This window comes from Tessaracoccus caeni, assembly GCF_029211185.1.
GTDB lineage: Bacteria > Actinomycetota > Actinomycetes > Propionibacteriales > Propionibacteriaceae > Arachnia > Arachnia caeni.
This window is the reverse complement of record NZ_JARGDO010000014.1, coordinates 1-15,958: the sequence shown is the minus strand read 5'-3', so window position 1 is coordinate 15,958 and position 15,958 is coordinate 1. Positions and strand designations below refer to the sequence as shown.

The 15,958-nt window shown below is 67.4% G+C and carries 16 protein-coding genes; 8 read left to right on the top strand and 8 right to left on the bottom strand.

Annotation, left to right across the window (positions count from 1 at the left end; genetic code table 11):
- Positions 1-39 precede the first annotated feature (39 nt).
- From P0D62_RS12750 to P0D62_RS12740, 3 genes are all read left to right on the top strand, one after another.
- On the top strand, positions 40-1,416 hold the full coding sequence (locus P0D62_RS12750; RefSeq protein ID WP_275702925.1) for an AI-2E family transporter: 1,377 nt from the start codon (positions 40-42) through the stop codon (positions 1,414-1,416).
- A gap of 93 nt (positions 1,417-1,509) precedes the next feature.
- Positions 1,510-3,135 (top strand): BCCT family transporter, encoded by a 1,626-nt coding sequence (locus P0D62_RS12745; protein ID WP_275702924.1) that lies wholly within the window; start codon positions 1,510-1,512, stop codon positions 3,133-3,135.
- 46 nt (positions 3,136-3,181) lie between these two features.
- A complete protein-coding gene (locus tag P0D62_RS12740; RefSeq protein ID WP_275702923.1) occupies positions 3,182-3,931 on the top strand; it encodes a CDP-alcohol phosphatidyltransferase family protein in 750 nt (249 codons plus the stop codon).
- Here P0D62_RS12740 and P0D62_RS12735 read toward each other — a convergent pair.
- Positions 3,892-4,779, bottom strand: coding sequence for a hypothetical protein (locus P0D62_RS12735; protein WP_275702922.1), 888 nt, complete (start codon positions 4,777-4,779; stop codon positions 3,892-3,894). The genes P0D62_RS12740 and P0D62_RS12735 overlap by 40 nt on opposite strands.
- A 183-nt stretch (positions 4,780-4,962) precedes the next feature.
- Here P0D62_RS12735 and P0D62_RS12730 point away from each other — a divergent pair, with 183 nt between their 5' ends.
- Positions 4,963-5,259, top strand: coding sequence for a ribbon-helix-helix domain-containing protein (locus P0D62_RS12730; RefSeq protein ID WP_275702921.1), 297 nt, complete (start codon positions 4,963-4,965; stop codon positions 5,257-5,259).
- Positions 5,256-5,558, top strand: coding sequence for a type II toxin-antitoxin system RelE/ParE family toxin (locus tag P0D62_RS12725; RefSeq protein ID WP_275702920.1), 303 nt, complete (start codon positions 5,256-5,258; stop codon positions 5,556-5,558). The genes P0D62_RS12730 and P0D62_RS12725 overlap by 4 nt, the downstream gene beginning before the upstream one ends.
- Before the next feature lie 45 nt (positions 5,559-5,603).
- Here the strand turns inward: P0D62_RS12725 and P0D62_RS12720 are convergent, their stop codons facing one another.
- From P0D62_RS12720 to P0D62_RS12700, 5 genes are read right to left on the bottom strand one after another with little or no spacing between them, the layout of a single operon-like run.
- On the bottom strand, positions 5,604-5,768 hold the full coding sequence (locus P0D62_RS12720) for a hypothetical protein (protein WP_275702919.1): 165 nt from the start codon (positions 5,766-5,768) through the stop codon (positions 5,604-5,606).
- Between the two features lie 16 nt (positions 5,769-5,784).
- Positions 5,785-7,053, bottom strand: coding sequence for an ABC transporter permease (locus tag P0D62_RS12715; RefSeq protein ID WP_275702918.1), 1,269 nt, complete (start codon positions 7,051-7,053; stop codon positions 5,785-5,787).
- The gene (locus tag P0D62_RS12710) at positions 7,050-7,784 is read right to left on the bottom strand and encodes an ABC transporter ATP-binding protein (RefSeq protein ID WP_275702917.1); all 735 of its coding nucleotides are present in this window, start codon (positions 7,782-7,784) and stop codon (positions 7,050-7,052) included. Before P0D62_RS12710 ends, P0D62_RS12715 begins: the two co-directional genes overlap by 4 nt.
- Positions 7,781-9,313, bottom strand: coding sequence for an HlyD family efflux transporter periplasmic adaptor subunit (locus P0D62_RS12705; RefSeq protein ID WP_275702916.1), 1,533 nt, complete (start codon positions 9,311-9,313; stop codon positions 7,781-7,783). Before P0D62_RS12705 ends, P0D62_RS12710 begins: the two co-directional genes overlap by 4 nt.
- Positions 9,310-9,477, bottom strand: a complete 168-nt coding sequence (locus P0D62_RS12700) for a hypothetical protein (protein ID WP_275702915.1) — start codon at positions 9,475-9,477, stop codon at positions 9,310-9,312. Before P0D62_RS12700 ends, P0D62_RS12705 begins: the two co-directional genes overlap by 4 nt.
- Before the next feature lie 10 nt (positions 9,478-9,487).
- On the opposite strand from P0D62_RS12700, the gene P0D62_RS12695 reads away from it, so the two are divergent.
- Together P0D62_RS12695 and P0D62_RS12690 are read left to right on the top strand one after the other, a co-directional pair.
- Positions 9,488-10,195, top strand: a complete 708-nt coding sequence (locus tag P0D62_RS12695; protein ID WP_275702914.1) for a response regulator transcription factor — start codon at positions 9,488-9,490, stop codon at positions 10,193-10,195.
- The gene (locus tag P0D62_RS12690) at positions 10,192-11,613 is read left to right on the top strand and encodes a sensor histidine kinase (protein ID WP_275702913.1); all 1,422 of its coding nucleotides are present in this window, start codon (positions 10,192-10,194) and stop codon (positions 11,611-11,613) included. Before P0D62_RS12695 ends, P0D62_RS12690 begins: the two co-directional genes overlap by 4 nt.
- A 45-nt stretch (positions 11,614-11,658) precedes the next feature.
- On the opposite strand, the gene P0D62_RS12685 is transcribed toward P0D62_RS12690, so the two are convergent.
- Together P0D62_RS12685 and P0D62_RS12680 are read right to left on the bottom strand one after the other, a co-directional pair.
- Positions 11,659-12,330 carry a fructose-6-phosphate aldolase gene (locus P0D62_RS12685; RefSeq protein WP_275702912.1) on the bottom strand — a complete coding sequence of 224 codons (672 nt, stop codon included), beginning with the start codon at positions 12,328-12,330 and terminating at the stop codon, positions 11,659-11,661.
- A 229-nt stretch (positions 12,331-12,559) separates the two neighbouring features.
- The gene (locus tag P0D62_RS12680) at positions 12,560-13,519 is read right to left on the bottom strand and encodes a hypothetical protein (RefSeq protein ID WP_275702911.1); all 960 of its coding nucleotides are present in this window, start codon (positions 13,517-13,519) and stop codon (positions 12,560-12,562) included.
- A gap of 281 nt (positions 13,520-13,800) precedes the next feature.
- Here P0D62_RS12680 and P0D62_RS12675 point away from each other — a divergent pair, with 281 nt between their 5' ends.
- Positions 13,801-15,789 carry a helicase HerA-like domain-containing protein gene (locus P0D62_RS12675; RefSeq protein WP_275702910.1) on the top strand — a complete coding sequence of 663 codons (1,989 nt, stop codon included), beginning with the start codon at positions 13,801-13,803 and terminating at the stop codon, positions 15,787-15,789.
- The last annotated feature ends 169 nt before the right edge of the window (positions 15,790-15,958 follow it).

The following is a 15,958-nucleotide window of genomic DNA, read 5'->3' as shown; positions in this document are numbered from 1 at the left end:
GCGGTATCGTGACAGGGAGCTTCCATCCAAAGGAGTCCCGTGATCAACGACGAGCAGCCGGTGCAGACCCCGCACGAGAACCCCGTCGAAGGGCCTAGTCAGGCGGCCCGTCCGGCGGGGTTCTCGCTGTCCGACGAGGAGCTGGCGGCCCTGCCGCTGCCCGATCCCGAGCATCCGGTCGACAAGTCCGACGTGATCGGGGAGGCCTGGCGGTGGGGCGCGGCCTGGGCCGCCCGCTTCCTGCTGATCGCCGCGGCAGCATGGGTCATCGGCTGGGCGCTGAGCAGCGTCTCGGGCGCGGCCATCCCGATTCTGCTCAGCATCCTCCTCACGTCGGTGCTGTGGCCGTTGGTGAAACTCCTCAAGCGAGTCGGCATCCCCTATGGCTTCGGCGCTTTGATCGCGGTGCTGACGGGGGTGAGCGTCGTTGCGTTCCTGCTCAGCCTGGTGCTGCCGGCGCTCGCGGGGGAGTGGTACGCGCTCAACCGCTCGGCGCTGGCAGGGCTGCGTCGGTTGCAGAACTGGGCCGCGGGCGAACCCCTCAACATCAGCAGCGTCCAGATCAACGAGGCCATGCAACAGGTCAGCGTGTGGCTGCGCACCAAGGTGGGCGACATCGCCACCACGGTGATCAGCCTGGGCGGCAGCCTCGGCTCGATCGTCGCCACCAGCATCATCACCCTGATGGTCACCTTCTTCATGCTGAAGGACGGTCACCGCTTCGTGGGCTGGACGCGGCAGATCGTCGGACGACGCGCAGGCTTCCACGTCGCCGAACTGTCCGCGCGGATCTGGGAGACGATCTCCGGCTATGTCCGCACCCAGGCCGTGGTCAGCCTGCTGGACGCGACGTTCATCGGCCTCGGCATCGCGCTGATGGGGGTGCCGATGGCCTTCCCGATCGCGGTGCTCACCTTCATGGCCGGCTTCGTCCCCATCGTGGGCGCGATCGCGGCAGGCACGATCGCCATCCTCGTCGCGCTCGTCTTCAACGGGGCGTGGATCGCGCTCGCGGTGCTGGTGCTCGTCCTCGCGGTGCAGCAGATCGAGGGCAATGTGCTGCAGCCTGTGCTGCAGTCGCGAGTGATGAAGCTGCATCCGGTCGTCGTGCTGCTGTCGGTGTTCCTCGGCAGCGCCTGGGTCGGCATTCTCGGTGCGTTCCTCGCCGTGCCCGTCGCGGCCACCTTCGCTGCCGTGCTGCGCTACCTGGGGGATCTCGTCGACCTCAGGGCGGGCGAACGCACCGCAGAGGACATCCGCTGGGTCACCGAGGAGGGACGCGTGGTGGGCGGGCGCTCGGAGGAGAGCGCCGTCGTGTTCAAGAAACTGGTGCTCGGCCGCCGTCGCGAACGCGAAGACAAGGGCGAGTCCGGCGACGAACACAAGCTCTCGCTGAACCCCTTCCGCTGGCGCTAGGAACCCCGTCAGACCTTCGGATGATGAAGATCAGACGACGGTTGTCTTTGCGTTTGCTGTGTGATCCATGAGAATAAGGTGGGCCCACGGCAGGTGCGGCCCCTGAACGATGGGAATCAGATGGCCGACGGCAAGGGTGTCGCCCCAGGCGAACTGAGGCAGGCACCAGGTGTGCCGAAAGTGAACTGGCCGGTGCTGATGAGCTCCGGAATCCTCATCGCAGCGCTCGCGGTGTGGGCCATGGTCGCGCCGCAACGGGCGGGCGAGGTGATCGGCGCCATCGTGACCTGGGTGGCCGCGCACTTCGGCTGGTACTACATCGCCACGGCGGGCGTGGTGGTCGCCTTCGTCGCCTACCTGCTGTTCTCACGTTTCAGCCGTGTCCGGCTGGGCCCGGATGAATCGCGTCCCGCCTTCAGCCTGTTCACCTGGACCGCCATGCTGTTCGCCGCCGGCATCGGCATCGACCTGATGTTCTTCTCCGTCTCCGAGCCGGTGGCCCAGTACCTCGCGCCACCGACGGGCGACGGCATGACCGCGGAAGCCGCCAAGCAGGCGATCGTGTGGACGCTGTTTCACTACGGTCCGGTGGGCTGGGCGATGTACGCCGTGATGGGAGCCGCCTTCGCCTACTTCGCCTACCGGAAGGGGCAACCCCTCTCCATCCGCACCCTCATCCGCCCCATCCTGGGACGGTTCACCGACAAGTGGGCGGGCGATACCATCGACACCATCGCGGTGCTGGGCACGGTGTTCGGGATCGCCACCTCGCTCGGCATCGGCGTCGTCCAGCTCGCCTACGGCCTTCATGTGTTGGTGGGTGTGCCGGAGAACATCGCCACCTATATCTGGCTGATCGTGCTGTCGGTCGCGATGGCCACGGCCTCGACCGTGTCCGGCGTCGAGAAAGGCATTCGCCGGTTGTCCGAGGCCAACATGATCGTGGTCTTCGTGATGCTGGCCTGGGTACTGTTGTTCGGGCAGACCAGGCGCCTCCTCGAGGGTTTCGTGATGAACATCGGCGACTTCCTGACCCGCTTTCCCTCCCTCCTCCTGGAGACCCACGCGTGGGACCGGCCCGACGCGTGGTCGCAGGCGTGGACGCTGTTCTTCTGGGCCTGGTGGATCGCGTGGGCGCCCTTCGTCGGGCTCTTCCTCGCGCGCATCTCCCGTGGCCGGACGCTGCGCCAGTTCATCGTCGGCGTGATGATCATCCCGTTCCTCTACATCGCGCTCTTCGTTGTGGTGCTCGGCAACTCGGCCCTCGATCTGGTGATCGGCGGGGACATGACCTTCGCGGAGACGGCCGTGGCGCTCCCCGAGCGTGCCTTCTTCGATCTGATCGCGGAATACCCGGGCGGTTCGGTGCTGCTCGTGGTGGCGCTGCTCGCCGGCCTGCTGCTGTACGTCACCTCCGCCGACTCCGGCGCGCTGGTGCTCTCTGGGTTCTCGTCGAAGATCGAGGACGCCCACCAGGATGGCGGACGGATCCTGCGGATCGTGTGGTCGGTCGCGACCGGGGTGCTGACCTTGGCGATGCTCGTCGTCGGAGGGGTCAGTACGTTGCAGCAGGCGACGCTGATCATCGGCTTGCCGTTCTCCGTCGTGCTGTATCTGGTGATGTTCTCGCTGTACCGGGCGCTCAACCGCGAGGAGAGGCACCGCGTCGAACCGCCGCCCGGCAACGCGCTGCCTATGGCCGCCCGAGTCGGGGACTAGCCTCCCCGCGCGTCACCTCTGCCAACCTGAGAACCGAGACGAGAAGATGACCACCACAACACACGCCGTCCCGCGCAACCCCGCACGCATCGCCCTCGCCTGGCTGGTGCACCTGTTCACCATGACTGGAGTGGTGTGGGCCTGCCTCGCGGTGGTGGCGCTGTTCGAGGGCGAGATCGCCAAGATGTGGCTGTGGCTGGGGATCGCATTGATCGTCGACGGCCTCGACGGCACCATGGCCCGCAAGGCCGAGGTGAAGGTCTACGCCCCGGGCTTCGACGGTGCGGTGCTCGACATGGTGGTCGACTACCTGACCTGGACCTTCATCCCCGCGCTGTTCATGTACCTGCATCTGCCGTTCGGCTCGCCGGGGATGGCCGGAGCGATGTTCGTCCTGATCTGCGTCTCCTCGGTCTTCTGCTACTGCAACGTCGGTCTCAAGACCCACGACTACTACTTCATGGGCTTCCCCGCCGCCTGGAACGTGGTGGCCGTGGTGATGTGGATCCTCGGCACCGGGGTGACCTTCAACGTCGTGGTCACGATCGTGCTGTCGATCCTCACCGTGGCGCCGCTCACCTTCGTGCATCCGTTCCGCGTCACCCGGTTGATGCCGGTCAACGTGGTGACGGCCTTCGGGTGGATCGCGGCGACGGCGGTGCTCGTCGCTCAGTATCCGGAGCGCAGCCTCGTGGTGGAGATCATCTGGTGGGTCTGCGGCGGCTGGCTGATGCTGCTCAGCGCCTATCGGACGGTTCAGGAACTGGTGACACGGCGCGGTTCGACGGCGGCGTAGCGCTTTTCGAGTCCTCGCTCTTGGCGGAACTTGGCCACCTCGAGGCCGAGGCCGCTGAACACCAGCACCGCGATCACGACGATCACGTACGGCGGATAGTCGCGGCCGTGCAGGCCGAAGTACACGTAGGGTGCGACGAAGGTGACGATCGTGGTGAGCGCGCCCAGGATGCGCGTCCGCCGGGTGCTCCCGGTGACCATCGCGATCACCCCCCAGGTGTAGGGCACGGCGGTGATGATGTCGATCGACCAGAGCATAAGCACACTGCCGTGGAACTCTTTGACGAAGACCACCGGCAGGGCGCGCAGTGCGGAATAGATGAACACCACGAGGTAGACGTAGACGCGGGGATTGCGCAGGAAGGTGGAGATCGCCGAGCGGTGCCGCACCGGGATGGTGAGCTCGCTGAGCGTCGCCAGGAGATCGTGGGGAAAGCCGGCGGCGTCGGCGCCCTCGAAGATCTCGGCCTGGTCGGGGTGTTCTTTGAGGAGCCACCTTGTGGCGTCGGCGGGCGAGATGCCGTAGGCGCGACGGCCGTCTTCTGTCTCCGGACCCAGAGCCACCAGGGCATCGCCGAACCGCTCGTGCAGCGCGCTCAGCGTGGCCTCGTCGTCGATGGACAGCACCCAGAGACGACACCCCGACTCCAGGGCGCGACGAGCGGCCTTGGCCAGACGTTGGGGATCCTGGAGTCGCGCGGCGGAGATCTCACGAATCTCGCGCGGGCCGACCTCAGCCAGCCGTTGCACGTGAGCTGCGCGGCGCACCGCGATGGGGTCCAGAGGCAGCTCCGCCATGGTGTCCATGACGAACACGCCATGGGGTTGGGTCAGGAAAGCGTCGCGCAACGAGATGAGAATCTCGTGCGCACGACGAAGAAAGGGCCCCAACACCCGGCCAGATTAGCCGAGCGTTGCCCTTATACACGTACAACCTGGGTAGACGCTGTGAAAACGGGGGTAAGACCGGGGCACCCCCTGACCTGTGGAAAACGCTGCGGTGTGAGGGGAGGGTGGACGTAGACTCTGAGCATGAACGCCGCCGAACCCATCCACGACATGGTTCCCCTCGTGGTGCGCCGTGACGTCGCGGACGCGGTCAACGCTCGGGTGGCGTCGGGCGAGTACCCGAATCAGGATGAAGTGATCCGCAACGGATTACGGCTGCTCACCGAAGAGGACGATCTCACCCATGACCCAGAGGTGGAGCGATGGCTCCGCGAGGTCGCGGTGCCGATCGCCGAGGAAACTCTGAGCGATCCCTCACGGTCGATTCCGGCAGACGACGTGCGTGCGCACTTCACGGCCCGACGCGCCACCCGCGCATGACACCGCCGCGCTACTCTCCTGAAGCCCTCGCTCAACTCGAAGAGATAGAGACCTATCTGATCGAGCGTGCCGGCCCATCAGTTGCAGACGCCTACCTCGACCGCCTGCTCGACTTCTGCGACGGGATAGCAACCGCGCCGCCCGCCGGGCATCATCGAGACGACCTTCTGCCCGGCTTACGAACTCGGATTTTTGAGCGACATCGTGTCGTCTGCTTCCTTGTGACGGCAGACGATATCCACATCATCGCGATCTTCAGCACGGTCCAGGACTGGGAGCAAACCCTGCGCGATCGGTGATGCTGATAGGTGTTCACGAGGTATCGGCCTGTGCATTGGCACCGGTCAGGGGAGGAGGCCGGCGAACGACCGGTCGACGAGGACGCCGACGAGGAAGCCGGCACCCCAGATGATCAAGCCGATGAGAACCACCGTCAGCCAGTGCAGGCGGCGGCGATGGCGAGGCTGGAACTCGTCGTCTGGGTCGTCGAGGTTGATGGGGTCGGTCATGGGCGCCTTTCGGGGACTACTCGTAGCGGAGGGCGTCGATGGGCCGTAGCGAGGCGGCGCGCATCGCGGGATAGATGCCGAAGAAGAGGCCGACGGCCACCGCGAAGCCGAAGGCGAGGGCGACGGAGTACGGCTCGATGACGGCGCGGAAGCCGGCGATCTCGATCCGGGTGACCAGATAGCCGAATCCGATGCCCGCGACCCCGCCCAGCACGGAGAGCATGACGGCCTCGAGCATGAACTGCAGGATGATGTCGGCTCGGTCGGCGCCGATCGCTTTGCGGATGCCGATCTCGCGGGTGCGCTCGGTGACGGTGACCAGCATGATGTTCATCACGCCGATTCCGCCGACGAGCAGCGAGATGGCCGCGATCGCCCCGAGCAGCAGCGTGAAGATGCCGGTGATGGAGCTGGCGGCGCTGAGGAAGCTGGCCGAGTTGGTGACGGTGAAGTCGCGGTCGTCGGCCGTGGTGCGGTGCCGGGAATCCAGGATCGACTCGACCTGAGCCTGTGCGGCGTCGACCTTCTCCGCGCTGGCCGCCTGCACGGAGATACTGCTCAGGTTCCCGTAGCCGGCCAGGTGGTCCTGGACGGCGGTGGCGGGCGCGATGATCCGGTCGTCTTCATCCTGGAAACCGGAGGAGCCCTTCTCCTCCAGCAACCCGATCACGGTGAACTCCTTGCCGTTCAGGCGGACCACCTGGTCGAGGATGGCCGTGCCGTCGCCGCCGGCCAGAGCCTCGGCGACGGTGCTGCCCATCAGCAGGACGCGGGAGTGGGAATCGTAGTCGGAGGCGGCGAACGCGCGTCCGCGCGTGACCACCTCGTTGCCGATCGTCAGGTACGTGGCGGTCGATCCGACGGTGGTGGCGACGGTATGCGACGCCGTGCCGAGCGTCGCCGTCACCGACGATGCGCTCACCACGGGCGCGACGCGAGCCACGTCCGGAGCGGCCACCGGATCGGCCAGCGCCTCGGCGTCGGCCATGGTCAGAGTGGCCTCGCGGATCTGGGTGCCGGTGTCGGCGGTGTCCCCCGCGGCGCCGCCGAATCCTGCGGGAAAGCCGCCGAAACCGCCGCTTCCTCCACCGGGCGTGATGGTGAGGGTGTTCGTGCCGAGAGAGCTGAGCGTGCTGGAGACCGACCGGCTCGCGCCCGAGCCCACGGCCACCAGCACGATGACCGACGCCACGCCGATCATCACCCCGAGCATGGTCAGCGCCGACCGGGGCTTGTTGGCCATCAGGCCGCGCCAGGCGAACTTGGCTGCCTCCGAGATGTTCATCGCGTCGCCTCCGCGATCCTCGGCGGGGGAGCGTCGACCGGTACGACCCGCTCGTCCGAGACGACCAATCCGTCACGCATCCGCAGCACTCGCTTCGCGCGGGCGGCCACCTCCGACTCGTGGGTGATCACCACCACAGTGCGCCCACCCAGTGAGAGACGGTCGAACAGGTCGAGCACGTCCTCGGTGCTGTGGCTGTCCAGCGCTCCGGTGGGCTCGTCGGCCAGCAGCAGGACGGGATCCGTCACCATCGCCCGCGCCACCGCGACGCGCTGCTGCTGCCCACCGGAGAGCTGAGCCGGCGTATGCCCGACGCGCTGTGACAGCCCGACCGCATCCAGTGCGGCAAGCGCCCTCCGCCGTCGTTCCTTGGCGGAGATGCCCGCATAGGCCAGCGGTAACTCGACGTTGGACAGCGCGCTGGTGCGAGCGATCAGGTTGAAGCTCTGGAAGATGAAGCCGATCTTGCGATTGCGGATCCGCGACTGCTGTCGGTCGTCCAGCAGCCGCACGTCGATTCCGTCCAGCCGGTAGCTTCCGCTGGTCTGGGTGTCGAGGCACCCGATGATGTTCATCATCGTCGACTTCCCAGAGCCGGAGGCGCCCATGATCGCCACGTAGTCGCCGCGCTCGACGCGAAGAGACACTCCATCGACGGCGCGCACCGCCGCCTCGCCCTCGCCGTAGGTCTTGTGCACGTCACGCAGGTCGATGACCGGCTTGGTCGTCATCGCGTCGGGATCCCTGGGCCGGGGAAGGCGCCGGCCTGGGCGTCATCGCCGTCGTTGGACAACAGGATCACATCGCCTTCGTCGAGCCCCGAGACGACCTCGGTGCCCGTGGTCCCGACCAGGCCGGTGGTGACCTCGACCTCGCTCAGCCGGCCATCGGCCACCTTCGTCACGGAACTGGTGGCGCCGTCGACGGCGATGGCGCTCGTGGGCACGAAGAGCGCGTCCTCCTTGCTGCCGGTGAGGATCGAGATGCTCACGGTCTGTCCCACCCGTACTTCCTCGGGAGGTGATTGCAGCGACAACGTCGTCATGTACTGCACGACGTTGTTGGTGACGGTGCCCTCGACGTCGATGGAGTCCACCTCACCGGTGATCAGGATGCCGGAGGCGGGCAGGGTGACGCTGGCAGACTGCCCGATCCGGATCGAGGTGGCGTCGGCCTCAGCGACGGAGGCGGTCACCCGCATTCCATCGGGATCGACGAGCGTCACCAGACCCGATGAGCCGTCGACCGAGGAGGCGGGCGCGCTGGAAGACTGCCCCACCACCGCGTTGACTGTGGAGACCACGCCGTCGAACGGGGCGCGCAGGACGGTGTCGTCGAGCGCGGCTTGCGCCTGGTCGACCGCGAGCTGCGCCGAGTCGACCTGCGCCTGCGCGGCGTCGATCGTGCCCTGCTTGGGTGCCTGCCGGTTCACCTTCACGGCGGCCTCCTGCTGGGCCAGCGAAGCGCGCGCGGCGTCCCTGTTGCCCGCGGCCGACGTGACCGCTTGGTCGGCCTGCTGGACCGCGGAGTCGCGGGTTCGCTTCGCCTGGGCCAGGGCCGACTTCGCCTGGCTCAGCGTCGTGCGCTCCGTCGCGGCCTGCGTCTTCAGGGTGGAGATGCGGGCCTTGATCGTCTCCGCCGTCGTCGGATCGGCAGGATCGGCGGCAGCGAGTTGAGCCTCGGCCTCCGCGATCTTGTTCTCCGTCTTGTCCTTCGCCTTCGCGGCACGGTCGACGGCCGACTGGGCGTCGTCGACGAGCTCCGACTGCTGGCGCTTCATCAGCTTCAGCGACGCCTTCGCCGACGCCAGCGCATCCTTCGCGTTCTCTAGGCCCTGCTCGGCGGACGCGACGGAGGCTGCATCCGCGTCGCGCTCCGCGCTCGTCTGACCCTGGGTTGCGGTGAGGTAGGAGGCCTTCGCCGAGTCGAGCTGGACCAAGGCAGAGTCCAGCTGCTGTCGAGCCGAGGTGTCGTCGACGCGCACCAACTCGTCGCCGCTTTTAACCCGCTGTCCCGTCGCGACGTAGACCTCTTCGACGGTGCCGCCTGATCCGGGCATCTGCAGCGACGCGGTGCGCCCACTGATGGTGTTGCCGCTCGCCGTGACCGTCGCCTCCAGCACGCCGCGCGAGACGGTCGTCGTGGTCAGGTTCGCCAGCGGATCCTCCCGCGGGCTCATCAACGCGGCGGCGCCGGCGGCACCGAGTCCGAGCACCACGACGCCCAGGCCGACGTTGACGAGAACGCGTCGACGGTTCATGCGCCGACACCGGAGACGACGAGGGGGCCGGGCGCGTCCGAGGGGCTCAGGTTCCACTGCATGCCGATCAGCATGACGATCCAAGATGTGTAGAGATCGAAAGGTTCATGCGAAATCGGTGAGAATGCGGCAACTATCACCGAACTTTCATCTTCACCCAGCATGCTGGCCGGTATGGACGAGCAGAACACCCACATCCTGGTCGTCGACGACGAGCCCTACATCGTCGAGATGATCGCGATGAGTCTGCGCTACACCGGATACCGGGTCAGCAGCGCTGGTTCCGGGGAGGAGGCGCTCAGCGTCGCCGCGGCCACCCCGCCGGACCTGATCGTCCTCGACGTGATGCTGCCCGACGTGCCGGGCTTCGAGCTGCTGCGGATGCTGCGACGTACCACCGACGCTCCGGTGCTGTTCCTCACGGCGCGCGACGCCGTCGAGGATCGGGTGCACGGGCTCACGCTCGGCGCCGACGACTACGTCACCAAGCCGTTCAGCCTGGAGGAACTGGCGGCTCGCATCGCCGCCATCCTGCGCCGCGCCAGAGGCGGCGGGGTCGCGGTGGGCGAGCCGGACTATCTGCGTTACGCCGACCTCGCGATGGACGAGGACGGGCATGAGGTGTGGCGCAACGACCACCACATCGCCCTCTCGCCCACCGAGTTCGCGCTGCTGCGCTATCTCCTTCGCAACGCCGGCCGGGTGGTGTCCAGGGCTCAGATCCTCGAACATGTGTGGCACTACGACTTCAACGGCGACTCGACGGTGGTCGACTCCTACATCCGCTACCTGCGGCGCAAGGTCGACGCGTTCGACCCGCCGCTGATCGAGACGGTGCGCGGCGTCGGCTACACCCTGCGGCTGCCCCGGGAGTTGCGATGAGGCCCCTGTCGCTGCGCGGACGACTGGTGCTGGGCACCGTCGGACTCCTCGCCCTCGGGCTCCTCGTCGCCAACCTCGCGGTGCTGGGGTTGTTCCGCGGCTTCCAGATCCGGCAGGTCGACGAGCAGCTCCAGTCCCCGTTCGGCGGCGAGCCGCCAGCGGAGCTGCGATTGTGGCTCGACCAGGCCTGCGATCTCAAGACTGGCTTGATACGCCAGATACCCACCGACTTCGCGATGGTGATCGTCGATGAAGACGGGAGGGTCACCTGCCGGATCCCGGACTCCGGCGACGCGCTCGCCGGCTCTGACCTGGAGCTGCAGCAGCTCGCGCCGGCGGCGACGAGCGGAGGGCCGATCAACCTGCCCGCCGATCACGGCCCGCCGCGCTGGCGGGCTCGGGTTGTCGCGATGGATGAGGGATACGTGGTCTTCGGCCGTTCTCTCGTCGACAGCTACGAGGCCTTCGGTCGGCTCGGGACGATCGCGCTCACGGTCAGTGCCATCATTCTCGGCGTCGCTGCCGCGGCGGGGTTCGCCGTCGTGCGCATCGGGCTGCTGCCGTTGACCCGTATTCAGCGGACCGCCGAGCGGATCGCCGAAGGCGACCTGTCCCGCAGGATCGACGTCGCGTCGTCTCGTACTGAGGTGGGGCGACTGGGTACGTCGCTGAACACCATGCTCGCTCAGATCGAGGATGCCTTTGCCCAGCGCACGCGGACGGAGGAGCGTCTGCGGCGCTTCGTCGCAGACGCCAGTCACGAGCTTCGGACGCCCCTGGCGACCATTCGCGGCCATGCCGAGTTGGGGCGCTCCGGCATCGCCGCGACCCCTGCCGAGATCAGCAGGGTGCTGAGCAGGATCGAGGCGGAGTCGATCCGCATGGGCGCGCTGGTCGACGACCTGCTCCTGCTGGCTCGGTTGGACACCACCCGGGCGCTGGAGCAGCGGCCGGTCGACCTGCTCAGCATCGCCGTCGACGCGGTGGCCGACACGCATGCCAGGGCACCGCAGCGCCGTGTCGCGATCCTCAACCCCACTGATCCGCCCTGGCAGGACAGGGCGCCGACGGTGCTCGGCGACCAAGCGCGTCTGCAGCAGATCGTCACCAATCTCCTCAGCAACGCCGTGCAGCATACGCCGGAGGGCACAGCCGTCGAGGTGCAGGTTGGCGTGCGTGACGAAGCCGCCGTCCTCGAGGTGATCGATCATGGTCCGGGCCTGCAGACCGGTAACGAGGAACGCGTCTTCGAGCGCTTCTTCCGTGAGGATCCCGGGCGAGGACGCAGCCACGGCGGAAGCGGCCTGGGGTTGGCCATCGCCTGGACGCTCACCGAGAAGCACGGCGGAGAACTGGACTACCGCCCGACGCCGGGCGGAGGAAGCACGTTCCGCCTCACCCTGCCGGCCACCCTCTAGTGAGTGGCCGGCAGGGCGTCTGGTCAGGCGGTGAGATGCGCGATGTCAGGGGAGGGCGGTGGTGCCGAAGACCGATTCCCAATCGGCGACAAAGGTGTCCACCGCGCTCACGATGTGCGGGGCGGCGAGGGCCTGAGTGAGCAGCTCGGGGGCGACGGTGATGGCCTGGCAGCCGACCTCGAACGCCGTCGTCACCTGGGAGACGTTCTTGAAGCTGGCGGCGACGATCTTGCTGGGCGATCCTGAGCGCGCGATGAACCCGGCCATGGCTTCCAGCGTGCCGAAGGCGTCGATCCCGAAGGCCTCCATCCGGTTGACGTAGGGCGCGAGATAGTCCACGCCGGCGGCGATGACGAGCATGCCCTGGGCCTTGGAGTAGATACCCGTCGCGGTCACCTTGATGCCCTCGTCCTTCAGAACGCGCATCGCGTGAAGACCGGCCTCCGTGGTGGGGATCTTGGGGTAGATCTGGTCGTCGATCTTGTCCAGGAGGCGATGGGCGTCGTCGATCATGCCCTGGGCATCCTTGGCCAGCACCTGCACGTGCAGGGTGCGCTCGGTGCCGATGATCTCGCGGATCCGGCGCAGGTGGGGGTAGAAGTCGATCCGGCCCTCGGCTTTGACGATCGACGGGTTGGTGGTGACGCCGCTGACGGGATAGATCGGGGTGAGCCTCTCGATGTCGTCCAGGTTGGCGGTGTCGAAGAGGATTTCCATGATGGCCCTTCTCGGGTGATGCGGATCTGTCTGAATCAGCGTAGCCCTGATCGACGGTGCGGCTGGTGGCCAGGCGGTGCCTAGCGGGGCTGATTTCGTACGGTTGCTCGTCGAAGCGGGGATATCGGGGCTGTGGATGTCAGCATGCTGACTTTCACAACCCCGATAACGCCAGATGGGTCCGGTTACTGATGGAATCCGCCTCGATGAGTGTTGATACCTGACGGAATCAGCCCCGGTAATCGTCGGCAACCTGGCCCGCGCGGCAGGTGGGGGAGCATTTCTTCAACTGGCCGCGCCAGCCGCGACGGCGGAGGGCGGAGCCTACCTGGGCAGCGACGTCGCACGGGGAACTCCACACGTGGGGCCAGCGATAGCGCAGCGTGATGTCGTCGCGGGCGATGAGTAGATCGTTGTCGCGCATGACGTCGGCGTCGGTGGCTCGACCAGGGTGCGCTAGTTCCCCGTCGAGTTCGACCCTCACCCGCAACCCCTGATACCAGCAGTCGGATCGAATCCACCGCTCGCGGAGCCTCTCCCACTTCTGGCGCACCGCGCGTGGAAGTCCGTGGGCGCGCTCTACCCGTCGTCGATATTCCAGTTCGAGGTGGGACTCCACACCCTCGTCGGTGAGGTCGAGCAGCCGGTGGATGAACTTCCGGTTCTTCACGCGAGGGCGTCGGCCGAGTTGGGTGAGGAACGTAGTGAGGTTCATCCGCTTCTGGATTGCAGCGATCAGAAGATCGAGTACCTGGGCCTCGGAAGTGGTGTCGTCGATGAGGTCGAGGACGGTCTGTTCGAGCGACGTGCGTTGCGGACTGCCGGTGCGGGTGGGGGACGTCTTCGTGCGGCGGACGGTACATCGTGGCGTTGAGCGCAGCCCGGCCGAATGGGCGACCAAGACATCGAGGACTTCGGGTGGTTCTCGTCGGAGGCCGTGCAGGTAGGCGGCGGTGCGGTGTGAGAACACCCCGCGTCCGCCTGTCCACTTCTGTACGCAGGCCAGCCGCTGCTCCCACGTGGGGGTCCCGGGAAAGAGCAGGAAGACGGCGGGGAACGGCCGCTGCCATTCGCCGTCGCGGACCCGGCTGGTGATCGTGCCTGGACTCACGCCGACGGCAGACAGCTCGGCTCTGGTGGCGACGCCGTTGACGGCGGCTACCCAAGCCGCAAACCCTGCCCTGTCCATTCGACGATCGTGCCCGCTGCAGCGCCGCAACGTAACCCCTAGCGCGCGGGCTGTGGATAACTTACTGAGGCTGAATCCGTACGGTTACTCGTCGGACTGGGGTTATCGGGGTTGTGGATGTCAGCATGCTGATTTTCGGAACCCCGATAACGCTGGGTGGGCCCGGCTGCTGACGGAATCCACCCCGATCAGTGTTGGCGCCTGACGGAATCAGCCGCAGTAATTGTCGGCGACGGTGGCTGTGCCTCACGAGGGCTTATGGTGCCTACTACCATGTGCCCATGAGCGAGGATCTGGCAGCGCTGAGGCTGCAACTGGCGGAGGCCGAGGCCCGGGCGAAGGCCGCGGAGGCGGAGGCTGCGAGGGCGCAGGCCGAGGCCGCGAAGGCCGCACTGGAACTGGCGGCGAGCAAGGCGGGCGGGCCCGCGTCAGAGGCCACGCAGGTTGACGTCGCGCAGGCTGAGGTCGCGCCGCACGCCCAAGGGCAGCCCACCGACACCGTCGAGGCTCCGACGGAGGTGGTGACGCAGGCGGCGGAGGCCGTCGAGGCGAAGCCAGAAGCCCCGGAGCCGGCGGTCGCGCCACCTGTGGAGACCCCGGCGGAGCCGGCCGCTTCGCAGCAGCTGTCGCCCTTCCTTGAGACGGTGCGCGCGGGCTATGCGTTCGACGCGCCGTCGATGACGATCGGCACCGTGATGGATCAGGGCACGCCGGTGCCGGGGGTGACCGCGCGGATGCCGTTGTCGCTGTTCAACCGGCACATGCTGGTGGCCGGCGCGACCGGCACGGGAAAGACGCGCACCCTCCAGCTGCTCGCCGAAGGGCTGTCGGCGGCGGGCTCGTCGGTGCTGCTGTGCGACGTGAAGGGCGACCTGACCGGGCTCGCGGAGGCCGGGGCGTCGTCCGAGAAACTGTTGGCTCGCACCGGTGCCAACGGGCAGGCCTGGGCGGGGGCGTCGTTCCCCGTCGAACTTCTCACGCTGAGCGGCTCCGACGATCAGCGTCCGGGGGCGGCCGTGCGCGTCCCGATCTCCGACTTCGGGCCCATCCTGCTGGCCCGCGCCCTCGACCTGAACACCACGCAGGAGCAGTGCCTGCAACTGATCTTCGCCTGGGCGGACGCCGAGAACCTGGAGCTGATCGACCTCGCTGACATCCGCTCCGTGATCACCTTCCTCACCTCCGATGAGGGCAAGGAGGAGCTGGCCGAACTCGGAGGGGTGTCGAAGGCGACGGCCGGTGTGATCCTGCGCGCGCTCACGGCGCTCGAGGCGCAGGGCGGCGACCAGTTCTTCGGCAGCCCGGGCTTCGACTCGGAGGATCTGCTGCGCCAGGTCGATGGCAAGGGCGTCATCTCGCTGCTCGCCGTCGGCGACCTGATGCGCCGCCCGGCCCTCGTCTCGACGATGATCATGTGGCTGCTCGCCGACCTCTTCACCGCCCTGCCCGAGGTGGGAGACCCCGATCGCCCCAAGCTGGTGTTCTTCTTCGACGAGGCCCACCTGCTGTTCGCCAACGCCACCAAGGAGTTCGTCAACCAGGTGATCCAGACGGTGCGGCTGATCCGCTCGAAGGGCGTCGGCATCGTCTTCGTCACCCAGACGCCGAAGGACATCCCCGGCGACGTGCTGGCTCAGCTCGGTTCCAAGGTGCAGCACGCGCTGCGCGCAACCACCCCCGAGGATCAGAAGAAGCTGAAGCAGACCGTCGACACCTTCCCGCGCACCTCGCTCGACCTGGCCGAGGTGCTGACCACGCTCGGCACCGGCGAGGCGGTGGTGACGGTACTCGGGCCAGATGGCCGCCCGACGCCGGTCTCGTCCGTCAAGATCTGGGCGCCCGCCTCGGTGATGGGACCGGCGCAGACGGTCACCGTGCACGGCCTCGCTGGCGCGTCGGCGCTGGCCGCCAAGTACGCCAATGCGGTCAATCCGCTGTCCGCCGAGGAGAAGCTCCAGCAGCGCGCCGACGAGGCCCAGGCCGAGAAGGCAAGGTTGGCTGCCGAGGCCGCCGCAGCGGTGGAGGCTGAGAAGCTCGCCAAGCAGCAGGCTGCCGAGGCCGAGAAGGAGCGCAAGCGCAAGGAGGCCGAGTACGAGCGCCAGATCCGCGAACTGGAGAAGGAGGAGCAGCGCAAGGCCCGAGAGGCCGAACGCAAGGCGGCCCAGCGCAGCAGCCAGGTCGAGAAGGCCCTGGGCAACGTCATTCGCTCCGCCGGAACCGTGTTGGGACGCGAGCTGACCCGCTCCATCTTCGGCAACCGTCGACGCTGAACCCCCACAACCGCTCTTTGAGGTGCGGAGGCTCAGGGGCGCACTTCGAGACGCTCGTACCTCGCTCCTCAGCGTGCGGGCTGCTTCGCGGCCGCCTTGGGGCGGGAAAGTGTTGCTGCTGGGCGCCGGTGGGGTGCATGGTGGAGATAGGTGGCGCTGGGTTTGTCTT